This is a genomic window from Caulobacter sp. GW821-FHT12A07 (assembly GCF_058807655.1).
The window spans coordinates 55,169-67,829 of the sequence record NZ_JBXAQX010000017.1; the positions used below are offsets into that span (position 1 = coordinate 55,169).

The window sequence follows — 12,661 nt, forward strand, 5'->3', positions numbered from 1 at the left end:
TCCGGTTCGACCACCCGCTCCTGGAGCTAAGCCGCCCTGCGCTCGCGCTCCAGCGCGGCGGCGATGCCGCCCAGGAGCGCGCCGATCTCCAGGGGCTTGGCCAGGACGCCGTCGAAAAGGCCGTCGGAAAGCTTGGGATCGGCGTCAGCCGAGAAGGCCAGGATCGAGGCGTCGCGGCTGGGGCCGCCGCCCTCGCGGATGCGGCGCGCGGCGGTCTCGCCGTCCATCAGCGGCATGCGCAGGTCCATCAGGATGACGTCGAACGCTTGCAACGAGGCCGCGTCGATCGCCGCCTGACCGTCGGCGGCCTGGGCCAGTTCGACGTCGAAGCCCTCCAGCACCGCGCTGACCAGCTCGCGGTTGACCTGATTGTCGTCCACCACCAGCACCCGGCAACCGGCGGGAAGGTCCAAAGCCGGCGCGCCCAGGCGCTCGACGGCCTTGGGCGCTTCGGCCGCGGCGGCCGGCAGGCTGAACCAGAACCTGGCCCCCTGCCCCAGCGCGCTCTCGACGCCGATCTCGCCGCCCATGGCCTCGACCAGACCCTTGCAGATGGCCAGGCCCAGGCCCGTGCCGCCATGGCGGCGGGTGGACGAGCCGTCGATCTGCGAGAACCGCTTGAAGAGCTCGCCCAGGCGCTCGGCCGGCATGCCGGGACCGGTGTCCGACACCGTCACGACCAGGCGCCCGCCGACATGGACGGCGCGCAGCTCCACAGCCCCGGCGTCGGTGAACTTCATGGCGTTGCCCAGCAGGTTGAGCAGCACCTGGCGCACGCGGTCGGGGTCGAGCACGAGGCTGGCCGGCAAACTCTCCAGGCCGTCGGCCACCAGGGCCACGCCCTTGGCCTCGGCCTGCAGCGAGAACAGCGACAGGGCGTCGCCCAGCAGGGTGCGAGCGTCGCACGGCTCCAGGTCTATCTCGACCTGACCGGCCTCGAGCTTGGAGAAGTCGAGGATGTCGTTGACCGTCGACAGCAGGGCCTGGCCGGCGGCCAGGGTCTTGGCGACCCAGGCGCGGGTGGACGGCGCCAGTTCGGGCTGCGCCTCGATCATCCGCGAGAAGCCCAGCACCGCCGTCAGCGGCGTGCGCAGCTCGTGGCTCATGTTGGACAGGAACTCGGCCTTCACCCCGGCGGCGGCCTCGGCCTCGGCCCGGGCCTGCTGCAGCTGCGCCTCCAGGGCCTTGCGCGTGGTGACGTCGCGAACGACGTCCTGGATGCCGGTCAGGACGCCCGCCTCGTCGAAGAACAGGGTCGGCTGGCCTTCCAGCCAGACCCAATGCCCGTCCTTGGCCTGGCCGCGAAAGTGGAAGGGCTCGGCGACGACGCCGGGACCGCGAGCGATCAGGTCACGATAGTAGTCGACGAGCACGCCCTTGTCGTCGGGATGGGTCATGTCGATGACCCCCCGGCCGACCATCTCCTCGGGCTCGTAGCCCAGCACGCGCCGGCAGCTGGGCGTGATGTAGACGATCTCGCCGTCGGGCGAGAAGCGCGAGATCATGTCGATGGCGTTGTCGGCCAGCAGCCTGTAGCGGGCCTCGCTTTCGGCCAGGGCGATCTCGGCGGCCTTGTGGTCGGTGATGTCGCGGATCACGTCGGTGACGGCGCTCATCTGGCCGGTCAGCGGATCGCGGGCCAGGGTGGGCCGCGCCTCCATCCAGCGCACCGACCCGTCCTTGCAGAGGATGCGGTATTCGATGCGCCAGGCCGAAGGGCCGGTCGGCAGGTCGGCGAAGGCCGCCTGCACGCGCTCATGGTCGTCGGGGTGGATGAACTCGATGGCGCGGCGGCCGACGACCTCCTCCATCGTATAGCCGGTCACCACCTTCACCGCCGGCGAGACGTAGGTGAAGCGTCCCTCGCGATCCATCTTGGTGACCAGGTCGTTGGCGTTCTCGGTCAGCAGCCTGTAGCGCCTGGCGCTGCGCTCGACCGCGTGCAGGGCCTCGACATGGTCGGTGACGTCCTGCAGCAGGCCGATCAGGGCCACCGGCTGGCCGTCCGGCCCCTCCTCGCAGACCGCCTTCGCCGCCACGTGCCGCAGCGCGCCGTCGGGGCGCTGGAGCCGCAGCTGGAACTCGAAGCCGCTGCGCGTGTCGATCGCCCTCTGCAGGCAGTCGCGCACATGGTCGCGGTCTTCGGGGTGATAATAGGCGATGGCGTCGTCGACCTGCGGGTCGAAGCCCGAGCGCGGCAGGCCGTGGATCTCGTAGACGGCGTCGGACCAGGTCGTCAGGCCGGTCGCAAGGTCGTAGCGCCAGTGGCCGACCTTGGCCATGCTCTCGGCGATCTCCAGCAGGCGCTGCTTCTCGCGGGCCTCGCGATTGGCCTTGGTCAGCTCGAACTCGTCGACGACCACGCCGGCCAGCAGCTTCAGCCGCTCCAGTTCGGCGTCGGAGGGACGCGGGCGCGGCTTGTCGTCGATGACGCACAGGGTGCCGAGGTTGTCGCCGTCCTTCGTCGTCAGGGTTGCGCCGGCATAGAAGCGGATGTCGGGATCGCCGGTGACCAGCGGATTGTCGGCGAAGCGTGGATCGAGCGTAGCGTCCTCGACCACCATCACCGCATTGGGGCCCATATCGATGGCGTGGGTGCAGAAGGCGATGTCGCGGCCGGTGGACTCGACGTCCAGCCCGACCCGAGCCTTGAACCACTGGCGCTCGTCATCGATCAGGGAGACCAGGGCGATCGGCGCGCCGAACAGATTGCCGGCCAGCGCGGTCAGGCGGTCCAGCGCGGGATCGCATGGGGTGTCGAGCACCTGATAGGATTTCAAGGCCGCGAGCCTGCGCGTCTCCCTATCCATGACCTTTCCGCCCTGTGTCATGCGCGGCACTTTACAGAGCGACGGTATGCGACACGGTTAAGGCCCCAGCGTGGCATACGGACGCATCCACCAGGCGGCGACTCGCCCGCGCTTCTCGCCTCACGGAACGGCGAGAAACAGCCAACTTCGCGCCCGCCATCTTGACACGGGCGTCACCCACGGCCATTTGCCGACTCAAGGATTTGCCACGCAGCTGATTTGACATCGATCGGGCCGCCAACGCACAGCGCGCGCCCTGCTTGAAACAGGATGTCATCCTCGCCGCGCCAAGTCCCAGCGGTCGTCGGTCCGAAAGGTCGACGTTCATGAACGCCGCGCTCGAAGCCGCCCGCCCTCCGCCAATTTCGCGCGGAGCGTTACCCCGTGGTTTTTCGTGCGTTAGTTCACAGAACGTCGAAATTTTTTTCATCGAGGATGCTGGAAGCTTGGAGCGCCTGCGCAGCGGGGTCCTAACCCTTGGAAGCAGTCACCGACCCGAACTCGCGAGGATCCGCGGAAGGCCGGCGACATGTTGAAGCATTCTCGGCCCGTCCCTCGCGGTAAGGGGCGGCGTCGATTTCGGAGAGCTTGATGAGCAACAATTCCACGGCCGAGACCGAAGCGCCCGAAGCCACCGGTGGTGACGGCCCTCTGCTCGACCTGACCGACGCCGGCGTAAAGAAGTTCATCAAGCAGGCGAAAGCCCGCGGCTACGTCACGATGGACGAGCTGAACAAGGTGCTGCCTTCGGAAGAAGTCAGCCCCGACGCCATCGAAGACACCCTGGCGATGCTCAGCGAGATGGGCGTCAACGTCGTCGAGGCCGAGGAAGACGCCGAGAACGCCGAGGGCGGCGAAGTCGCCACCCGCGACGAGAACACCACGGTCATCACCAGCGACAAGCCGGCCGCCTACGACCGCACCGACGACCCGGTGCGGATGTATCTGCGCGAGATGGGCTCGGTCGAACTGCTGAGCCGCGAGGGCGAAATCGCCATCGCCAAGCGCATCGAGGCCGGCCGCGACACGATGATCCGCGGCCTCTGCGAAAGCGCCCTGACCTTCGAAGCCATCATGGTGTGGCGCGAGGAACTGAGCACCGGCCGCATTCTGCTGCGTGAAGTCATCGACCTGGAAGGCACCTACGCGGCCATCAACGGCGGCGCGGCGACCCCGGCGGCCGAGGACGACGAAGGTCCGGCCGAGCCCGTCGACGACGAAGCCGGCGAAGCCAAGCCCGAGGGCGAAGGCGAGGACGAGGACGACTTCGACGACGGCGCCGGCCCGACCGTCAGCGCCATGGAAGGCGAACTGCGCGAAGGCGTCATGGCCATCCTCGACGCCATCGCCAGCGAGTTCGAGACCTTCCGCAAGCTGCAGGACAAGCTGGTCGGCAGCCGCCTGAAGGGCGAGGACCTGAGCGACGCCGACCGCAAGGCCTATGAAGGCCTGTCGGCGACGATCATCCAGCACCTGAAGACGCTGAAGCTGAACAACAACCGCATCGAGGCTCTGGTCGAGCAGCTCTATGCGATCAACAAGCGCCTGATCGGTCTCGAAGGCCGCCTGCTGCGCCTGGCCGACAGCTACGGCATCAGCCGCGGCGAGTTCCTGAAGGCCTATTTCGGTTCCGAACTGAACCCCACCTGGGTCGACCAGGTGAAGGGCATGGGCGTGCGCTGGACCAAGTTCGTCGAGAACGACACCAGCTCGGTCGGCGACATCCGCCAGGAGATCGCCGCCCTCGCCACCGAGACCGGCGTGCCGATCGACGACTACCGTCGCATCGTCCAGACCGTGCAGAAGGGCGAGCGCGAGGCCCGTCAGGCCAAGAAGGAAATGGTCGAGGCCAACCTGCGCCTCGTGATCTCGATCGCCAAGAAGTACACCAACCGCGGCCTGCAGTTCCTGGACTTGATCCAGGAAGGCAACATCGGCCTGATGAAGGCCGTCGATAAGTTCGAATATCGCCGCGGCTACAAGTTCTCGACCTACGCCACCTGGTGGATCCGTCAGGCCATCACCCGCTCGATCGCAGACCAGGCGCGGACCATCCGCATCCCGGTGCACATGATCGAGACGATCAACAAGATCGTCCGCACCAGCCGCCAGATGCTGCACGAGATCGGCCGCGAGCCGACCCCGGAAGAGCTGGCCGAAAAGCTGGCCATGCCGCTGGAAAAGGTGCGCAAGGTCCTGAAGATCGCCAAGGAGCCGATCTCGCTCGAAACGCCGATCGGCGACGAGGAAGACAGCCACCTGGGCGACTTCATCGAGGACAAGAACGCCGTCCTGCCGATCGACGCGGCCATCCAGAGCAATCTGCGGGAAACCACCACCCGCGTGCTCGCCTCGCTGACCCCGCGTGAAGAGCGCGTGCTGCGGATGCGCTTCGGCATCGGCATGAACACCGACCACACGCTGGAAGAAGTCGGCCAGCAGTTCTCGGTGACTCGCGAGCGGATCCGTCAGATCGAGGCCAAGGCGCTTCGCAAGCTGAAGCACCCGTCGCGGTCGCGGAAGCTGCGCAGCTTCCTCGACAGCTGATCGGTCTCACGGCCTGAAACGACGAAAGGCGGCGCCCGCAAGGACGCCGCCTTTTCTTTTTGGAACTCCGAAGAAGCGGGACGGCTCCGGGGGAAGAGCCGTCCCTTAGGTCGACGGAGCAGCCGGCTTAGTTGTTGCCGGTCTTGATGTCGGCCGAGCCCGAGCCGCCGCCGTTGGCCGAGGCGCTGGCGCCGCTGCGCGAGGCCGAGCCGGTGAGGCCCAGCGAGCCCGACTGGCTGGTCCCGCCCTTCTTGGTCGAGGCGCTGGACGAGCCCGAGCCGCTGGTCGAACCCGAAACGCCGTCGCGGCTGGCCGCGCCGGTGGCGTTCAGGGCGCCGTCGCCGGTCGCCGAGGTCGAGCTGGCCGCGTCACGGGCCGAGGTGGCGGCGCTGCGGGCGGCGCTGGTGGTGCGGCTGGCCGCACCGGTGGCCCGGTCACGAACCGAACCCGCCGCGCTCTGGACGCGCGAACCGGCGTTGGAGGCCGCGCCCGTGGCGGTGGAAGTCAGGCCGCTGGTGTCCGGGGTCGCGACCGAGCCGGCGCCGGAACCCGAACCGCTGAGCGCGCCGGTCAGCTGGCCGGCCGAAGCGGTGGCCGAGCCGGCGCCCGAACCATTGGCCGAACCCGCCGCATTGGCGGTGGAAGCGGTGGTGCGGGCGGTGTCGACCGCGCCGGTCGCCGCGTCGCGGGTGCGGCCGGCGGCGTTGCGCGCCTTGCCGCGGACGGTCGAGGTCGTGTCGCCGGCGCGATCGCGGACGCGGCCGGTCGTGTCGCGAACCGAGGAGCCCAGGCCGCTGGTGTCGGGCGAGGTCAGGCCGCCGCCGAGGCCGCCGGTCCCGCCCAGCTGACCGCCGAGACCGCCCAGGCCGCCGCCCAGACCGCCCGTCAGGCCGCCGCCGCCCGAACCGCCCAGCAGTTGGGCGTGGGCCATCGGCGCGGCCATAAGAACGGCGACGGTGGCGGCGGCGGTGAGGAACGAGGTCTTGCGCATGGTCGTCTCCTTTGAAGGGTCTTTTCCGTGGGGCGCTGTCCGCCTCCTGACCCGTCAAACGCCGGCTCCCGCGCTTTTCTTCCCTCCAACGACAAATTTTTTCGAGAAATTCGAAAATCGATCTCTCGGCGTTATCCGGCTGACTCTTTTCGACTTTTCCTAGCGCCCTGCATCGACCTGGCCAGCGCCGAACACCTTGTCGGGTCCAGGAGCCCCCAGATCGCGGGCCGAACGGGCCAGATCCGCGACGGCCGTCCGAGCGCGCACAGGGTCGGGGCGGCTCGTCAGCCGAGCCAGCCGTCCGGCCACGACCGGCGCGGCGAAGGAGGTGCCGCGCAGGCTGGCGGTCCGTCCGCCGGGGGCTGCGGCGCGCACCTCGGCGCCGAGGGCGGCGAAGGCCACCTGCGGATTGGCTCCGGCCTCGGGCAGCGCCCTTCCCTTGCGGTCGACGCCGGTGACCGCGATCACGCCCGGATAGGAGGCCGGATAGAGCGGCGGCGCGGCCGAGCCGTCGTTGCCGACCGCGGCGACGACCAGAACGCCCTGGCCGACCAGCGCCTTGACCGCCGCCCGCAGCGCGCCGTTGTCGGGGCCGACCAGGCTGACATTGACCACCGGGACCTTGGCCGCGCTCATCCAGGACAGCGCCCCGACGATGGCCGAGGCCGAGCCGCCGGTCGGCCCGACGCCATAGACGTCGGCCGCCAGCAGCCGCGCGCCGGGTCCCGCCGCGCCATAGCCCCGCGCGGCGATCAGGGCGGCGGTGGCGGTGCCGTGCGCCCCGGCCCTGGGCGCGCCCTTGGCGAAGCCCTTCTGCTCGATGGCGACGCCCCGAAAGTCCGGATGGCCAAGGTCGATCCCGCCGTCGACCAGGCCGACCCGCGCGCCGCCGGTCGCGGATTTGTCCGACGCGGCCGTCGCCGCCAGCCCCGTGGCGACCGCCACGCCGGCGCCGGCGTAGATGTGGTTGAAGTCGTAGTCGCCGTCAGGATCCAGCGCCCGCAGGTCGCGGACGGCCTGGCGGGCGTCCATGCCGCTCGGCGGGGCCAGGGTGACCAGCTCAAGGCCCAGGTCGCCCGACCGCTCTCGGCGCAGCACGGTGAAGCCCTTGGCCAGGGCCTGTTCGATCGCCTGGGGGCTGGGCGAGACGGCCAGCACCTCGCCGCGCACGGCGGGCCGGCCCTGGTCGTCGGCTTCAAGCGTGCGGGGATTGGCCTTCAGCAGGGACCGCAGGCGATCCAGCCCCGCCAGGTCGCGCACGCCCTCGACGGTGCGCGTCGTCAGGTCCTGCGCGCCGTCGACGACGTCCGAGACGACCGGCAACCGGCTTGGCAGCCCACTGGGCAAAGACGGCAGGCCGCCGGGCAGAAGCTGGGCGCGCGAGGCCGCCGCCGGTCCCAGGACCAGGGCGCAGGCCGCGACGACCGGCAGGACGATTTTCCTTCGCAACACGATCTCCTGAACTCTCCGCGCGAGAACGATGGCCGGAACGCGCGCGGAGTGGAATAATTATCGAGTTGTGGATTAAACGCCGGGCACGGCGCGTTTCTTCCTTCAGGCGACGTAGGCGGACCTTGGATTCTTTTCAAAAGGACATGCTGGACCTGCTGCCGCGGCTGCGCCGCATGGCGCGGGTGCTGGCCCGGGATCCCGCCGACGCCGACGACCTGACGCAGTTGACCGTGGAGCGCGCCCTGGCGCGTCGCGATCAGTGGCGCGAGGGCACGCGACAAGACAGTTGGATGTTTCGGATCATGCGCAACGCCTGGATCGACGAAAGCAGGAGCCGGGCCCGGCGGGGCCGGATCCTGGCCCCGCCCGAAGCCGGCGCCAACGCCGCCGACCCGGCCGCCCACTCGCTGGACAGCCATCTGGCGATGAGCGCCGTCGAGGCGGCGCTGGACGCCCTGCCCGAGGACCAGCGCACGGCGGTGGCCCTGGTGCTGATCGAAGGCCTTTCGTATCAGGAAGCCGCCGACAGCCTCGAAATCCCCATGGGGACCCTCACCAGCCGCCTCGCCCGCGGCCGCATGGCCCTGCAGGCCGTGCTGATCGACCAAGGAGCCAGGCCATGACCGTGAGCGACGAAGAGGTCTTCGCCTATGTGGACGGCGAACTGCCGCCCGAGGCCATGGCCAAGATCACCGCGGCCATGGCCAAGGACCCGGCCCTGGCCGCGCGGATCCAGGCCCAGAAGGACCTGCGGCGACTGCTGTCGGGCGCCCACGCCGGCGTGCTGCGCGAACCCGTCCCGCCGACCCTGAAGTCGGCAGCGACCGGCGCCGGCGCCAAGCCGGCCGAGGTGATCGCCTTCCCGCAGCCCAAGCCGAAGGAAAAGGCCAAGGAGAAGATCCGCGTCCAGAAGCCGGCGACGCCGTCGGCCCGGCCAGGTCTGACCGTGCGCAAGCCGCCGGCCTGGGCCGCCATGGCCGCCTGCCTGGTGGCGGGCCTGGCCGTCGGACGCCTGGCCCTGCCCTCGCCGCCCACCGCAGACGGTCGCGTCGCCGAAGCGCCGACCGCCGTCGGCCCGCTGGCCCGCGCGCTGGAGGACGGCACGGCCGCCGCCGCGTCGGGTCCGGTGCGAGTCGGCGTGACCTTCAAGAATCAGGAAGGCCGCTATTGCCGGACCTTCCAGGGGCAGGCCCAGGCGGGCGTGGCCTGCCGGACGAGCGACGCCTGGCGCGTGCTGGCGGTGTCGCCGGCGGCGGCTCCAGCGGCGAGCGGCGAGTATCGCCAGGCCGGCTCGGAGACGCCGGCCGCGGTCCTGGCCGTGGTCGACGGCATGATCGCCGGCGCGCCGCTGGATGCGGCCGGCGAGGCCAAGGCCGTCAAGAGCGGCTGGCGTTGATAGACAAGCGGCGGATTGGGTCGCCGCCTCCCGGATAGACTAGGGGAAAACCCAGGAGGCGGCGTATCCGCGCCCTTCGCAGGGGGGGACGCGAGGCGGGCGCGGACAATGACCGGAGTGCGGCTAGGCCAGAAGGTCCAGCAGAGCCCCGGTCATCTCGTCGGCGGTGCGAAGCACCGCGGCATTGGCGGAAAAATCGGTCTTGGCCGAGATCTGCTCGACCCGTTCGGTCGCCAGATCCGTCCTGCCCCCAGCCCCCGGGTCCGCCGCGACGCGTTGGGCGCTGGCGGCCAGACGACTGGTCGCGGCGCTCATTCCGGCGGCGGATATCGAGAAGGCCTGCATGAACCGTTTCCCCTGTCTCTTTCGCGAAACTGGCGGGGTTCGGTTAAGCTCTTCTTCATATTTAGGGTGAATTTCGATCGACCTTACCAAGTTATGTAGAAAATCTTTGCCGTTAAGGTTACCAGGCACGACGCCTGTTGCGCGCCTATCGTGAAGCCCCAGGCCAAGCTCGGCTCGACAAGTCGCCGCCATCTCTGCAAGGTCGCCGGCTTCGCGGCCCGTGGGGACCGCCCTGGAGCCTGCTGCATGCCCGTTTCGCGTCGCGCCGCCTGTCTTGGCGCAACCTGCCTGAGCGCCGTCCTGCTTCTCACGACCCTGCCCGTCCAAGCCTTCCCCCTGGTCGGCCCCAAAGAGACCTTCGTCCCCTCGCCCGAGGCGATGCGCGCCCACATGACCTTCCTGGCCGACGACCTGATGGAAGGCCGCGAGGCCGGCACGCGCGGCTACGACCTGGCCGCCAACTATGTCGCCGCCCAGTTCGCCCAGTTGGGCCTCAAGCCGGCCGGCGACGCGGGGAGCTATCTGCAGACCGTGCCGCTGGTCGCCTATCGCGTCGCCGCCGACGGCGAGCTGAAGGTCACCGAGGCCGGCGCGGCTCAGACCGCCCTGACCTTCGGCGAGGACTTCCTGCCCTCCCCGCAGGCCGACAAGGCCGAGCTGGCCCTGAACGCGCCGCTGGTCTTCGTCGGCTTCGGGATCAGCGCCCCGGAACGCGGCCGCGACGACTTCGCCGGGCTCGACGTGGCCGGCAAGATCGTGGTGGTGCTGGCCGGTGCGCCCAAGGGCTTCCAGACCGAGGAGCGGGCCCACTACGGCTCGCTCAACATCAAGCGGGTCGAGGCGGCCCAGCGCGGCGCCGTCGGCGTGCTGATCCTGAGCGTTCCCTCGGGCGAGAAGCGCCGGCCGTTCGCGCGCGGCATCGGCGGCAACCGCGACTGGCGGATGACCTGGCGGGCCCCGGACGGCTCGCCCTTCATCCGCGGCGCCTCGGCCCCGAGCCTGGGCTCGATCAGCGTCAAGGGCGGCCAGAAGCTGTTCGGCGGGGCCGTGGGCCACCTGGAAGCGGCCTACGCCGCCGCCGAGACGACCGAGGGCAAGGTCGCGGGCTTCGCCCTGCCGACCACGGCCCAGGTCGCGCTGAAGAGCCAGATCGAGCAGCGCCGCAGCAGCAATGTCGCCGCCCTGATCGAGGGCTCGGACCCGACGCTGAAGTCCGAGGTGGTGGTGCTCAGCGCCCACCTCGACCACGAGGGGATCCGCGAGAACCCCAAGCCGGGCGAGGACGCGATCTATAACGGCGCCCTCGACAACGCGAGCGGGATCGCCACCCTGCTGGAGGTCGGCCGCGGCTTCACCTCGGGCAAGGCCCGGCCCAGGCGCTCGATCCTGCTGCTGGCGGTCACCGCCGAGGAGAAGGGCCTGATCGGCTCGGAATATTTCGCGCACAATCCGACCGTGCCGAAGGCGAGCCTGGCCGCCGACGTCAATCTGGACATGCCGGTGCTGCTGTATCCGTTCGTCGATGTGGTGGCCTTCGGGGCCGACCGCTCGACCATCGGTCCGATCGTGGCCAAGGCCGCCGCCCGCGTGGACGTGGCCCTGTCGCCCGACCCGATGCCGGAGGAAGGCCTCTTCACCCGCAGCGACCACTACCGCTTCGTCGAGCAGGGCGTGCCGTCGGTGTTCCTGATGACCGGCTTCAAGAACGGCGGCGAGAAGGCGTTCAGGGACTTCCTGGCCACGCACTACCACAAGCCCAGCGACGACCTTTCGCAGCCGATCGACTACCAGGCGGCCGCCAAGTTCGCCCGGGTCAACTACGAGATCGCCCACGACCTGGCCGACGCGCCGCAGCGTCCGACCTGGAAGGCCGGCGACTTCTTCGGGTCGATGTTCGCGCCCCAGGGCCATCCTTCGGCGGCCCGTTGAGCGGGAACCGATCGACCGGAAGACGATTGACCGACAAGACGGACGGGCCGATTTTGCCGTCCTGAGCCAGTCCATTCGGATGGAATCATCCGAATGGACTGGCTCAAGTTCAATTAGTTGAGCGTGGCGGACGCCGAAACCGCTCACACTTTCGGCTGCCACGCTCATGGCCTTATCGAGAGGGAATCTGGTGGCCAGCACGGGCGCGCTCCTGAAGCTCGGCGTGATCACGCCCGTGGCGATGGTCGCGGACGTGTGGCTGGCCCAGCGGCTGTTTCCCGGCTTCGACCCCGGCGCCCAGTTCATCAGCGAGCTGGGCGGCCCGGCCGCGCCGGCGCCGGTGGTGTTCAACCTCGGCATGATGCTGGCCGGGATCGCGGGGCTGTTCGCCGGGGCCGGCTTCGCCCACGCCCTGGAGAAGGCCGGCGGCCGCCGCCAGGTCTCGGCCTTCGCCGGGCTGTGGGTGGCGCTGACGGGCCTGGGCGCGTTCTTCGCCGGGGCCTTCCACTGGCCCGATCCGATGCACCGCACCTGCGGCGTGGGTCTGGCCATCCAGTTCGCGCCGCTGTTCACCGCCTGGGCCCTGTGGGGCAAGCCGGGCTACCGCCGCCTGGCGCACTTCTCGCTGGGCTGGTTCTTCGGCCTGCTGCTGGTGCTGGCCCTGCTGACCGGGGCCTGGAACATCCGCACCGGAACCGATGTCGGCCTCTGGCAGCGGGGACATGCGTTCCTGGGCCTCCTGTGGCTGGGCATCGCGGCCTGGACCCTGGAACGCGGCTGGCGCACCGCGCCGGCGACGGACCTGGAAGCGGCGGCGGCTTAGGACCAGCGAAGCTTGGCCTTGAGGAACCTCCCCCTGTGGGGGAGGCGGCCGAAGGCCGGTGGGGGGGCCGGTTTCAGCTTCCGGGACGGCGGCTGGTTTCGCAGTTATTCCCCCCACCGATCGCTGCGCGATCGCCTCCCCCATAGGGGGAGGTTCCTTGATGCTTGGACACGGCTTCTCAGGCTCCCGCGCAGTTGCGCGTTAGGTCGGGGAGGCGCGGAGCGACCGGGCGGAGCCCGGAGACCGTATGGTTTGTTTGCGTTTCGGCTTCGTCTGACCGCTCCGCCACATCGTAGGCTCGAAGGACCGGGGGCGCGGGTGCTTTTTCAACCCTGGACCCGGTTGTCCCTCGGACGGGCAGGATCAAT

9 protein-coding genes are annotated in these 12,661 nt (G+C 69.8%); 5 read left to right on the forward strand and 4 right to left on the reverse strand.

Annotated features, from left to right (window positions below):
- Positions 1-26: 26 nt before the first annotated feature.
- Positions 27-2,810 (reverse strand): PAS domain S-box protein, encoded by a 2,784-nt coding sequence (locus AC1RRS_RS24140; RefSeq protein WP_492857413.1) that lies wholly within the window; start codon positions 2,808-2,810, stop codon positions 27-29.
- Between the two features lie 591 nt (positions 2,811-3,401).
- Here AC1RRS_RS24140 and rpoD point away from each other — a divergent pair.
- Positions 3,402-5,357 carry an RNA polymerase sigma factor RpoD gene (gene rpoD, locus AC1RRS_RS24145; RefSeq protein ID WP_110121310.1) on the forward strand — a complete coding sequence of 652 codons (1,956 nt, stop codon included), beginning with the start codon at positions 3,402-3,404 and terminating at the stop codon, positions 5,355-5,357.
- 127 nt (positions 5,358-5,484) lie between these two features.
- Here the strand turns inward: rpoD and AC1RRS_RS24150 are convergent, their stop codons facing one another.
- Together AC1RRS_RS24150 and AC1RRS_RS24155 are read right to left on the reverse strand one after the other, a co-directional pair.
- Positions 5,485-6,348 (reverse strand): hypothetical protein, encoded by an 864-nt coding sequence (locus AC1RRS_RS24150; protein WP_492857414.1) that lies wholly within the window; start codon positions 6,346-6,348, stop codon positions 5,485-5,487.
- Between the two features lie 159 nt (positions 6,349-6,507).
- Complete coding sequence (locus AC1RRS_RS24155; RefSeq protein ID WP_492857415.1) at positions 6,508-7,800, reverse strand: S8 family serine peptidase; 1,293 nt, start codon at positions 7,798-7,800, stop codon at positions 6,508-6,510.
- Positions 7,801-7,922: 122 nt separating this feature from the next.
- On the opposite strand from AC1RRS_RS24155, the gene AC1RRS_RS24160 reads away from it, so the two are divergent.
- Positions 7,923-8,423: a sigma-70 family RNA polymerase sigma factor gene (locus tag AC1RRS_RS24160; RefSeq protein WP_199228315.1), complete on the forward strand. Its 501-nt coding sequence runs from the start codon at positions 7,923-7,925 to the stop codon at positions 8,421-8,423.
- A complete protein-coding gene (locus AC1RRS_RS24165; RefSeq protein ID WP_492857416.1) occupies positions 8,420-9,196 on the forward strand; it encodes an anti-sigma factor family protein in 777 nt (258 codons plus the stop codon). The genes AC1RRS_RS24160 and AC1RRS_RS24165 overlap by 4 nt, the downstream gene beginning before the upstream one ends.
- Positions 9,197-9,319: 123 nt before the next feature.
- On the opposite strand, the gene AC1RRS_RS24170 is transcribed toward AC1RRS_RS24165, so the two are convergent.
- Positions 9,320-9,541, reverse strand: a complete 222-nt coding sequence (locus tag AC1RRS_RS24170) for a flagellar basal body rod C-terminal domain-containing protein (protein WP_492857417.1) — start codon at positions 9,539-9,541, stop codon at positions 9,320-9,322.
- Between the two features lie 246 nt (positions 9,542-9,787).
- Between AC1RRS_RS24170 and AC1RRS_RS24175 the strand changes: the two genes are divergently transcribed.
- Both AC1RRS_RS24175 and AC1RRS_RS24180 read left to right on the forward strand, forming a co-directional pair.
- Positions 9,788-11,470: a M28 family peptidase gene (locus tag AC1RRS_RS24175; protein ID WP_492857418.1), complete on the forward strand. Its 1,683-nt coding sequence runs from the start codon at positions 9,788-9,790 to the stop codon at positions 11,468-11,470.
- 166 nt (positions 11,471-11,636) lie between these two features.
- Complete coding sequence (locus AC1RRS_RS24180) at positions 11,637-12,293, forward strand: DUF998 domain-containing protein (RefSeq protein WP_492857419.1); 657 nt, start codon at positions 11,637-11,639, stop codon at positions 12,291-12,293.
- The last annotated feature ends 368 nt before the right edge of the window (positions 12,294-12,661 follow it).

What these genes read in the sequence shown, in the direction of transcription:
- AC1RRS_RS24150 (WP_492857414.1), bottom strand. Translation starts at nt 6,348, where the DNA reads ATGCGCAAGACCTCGTTCCTCACCGCCGCCGCCACCGTCGCCGTTCTT.
- AC1RRS_RS24140 (WP_492857413.1), bottom strand. Translation starts at nt 2,810, where the DNA reads ATGGATAGGGAGACGCGCAGGCTCGCGGCCTTGAAATCCTATCAGGTG.
- AC1RRS_RS24175 (WP_492857418.1), top strand. Translation starts at nt 9,788, where the DNA reads ATGCCCGTTTCGCGTCGCGCCGCCTGTCTTGGCGCAACCTGCCTGAGC.
- AC1RRS_RS24180 (WP_492857419.1), top strand. Translation starts at nt 11,637, where the DNA reads ATGGCCTTATCGAGAGGGAATCTGGTGGCCAGCACGGGCGCGCTCCTG.
- rpoD (WP_110121310.1), top strand. Translation starts at nt 3,402, where the DNA reads ATGAGCAACAATTCCACGGCCGAGACCGAAGCGCCCGAAGCCACCGGT.
- AC1RRS_RS24165 (WP_492857416.1), top strand. Translation starts at nt 8,420, where the DNA reads ATGACCGTGAGCGACGAAGAGGTCTTCGCCTATGTGGACGGCGAACTG.
- AC1RRS_RS24170 (WP_492857417.1), bottom strand. Translation starts at nt 9,541, where the DNA reads ATGCAGGCCTTCTCGATATCCGCCGCCGGAATGAGCGCCGCGACCAGT.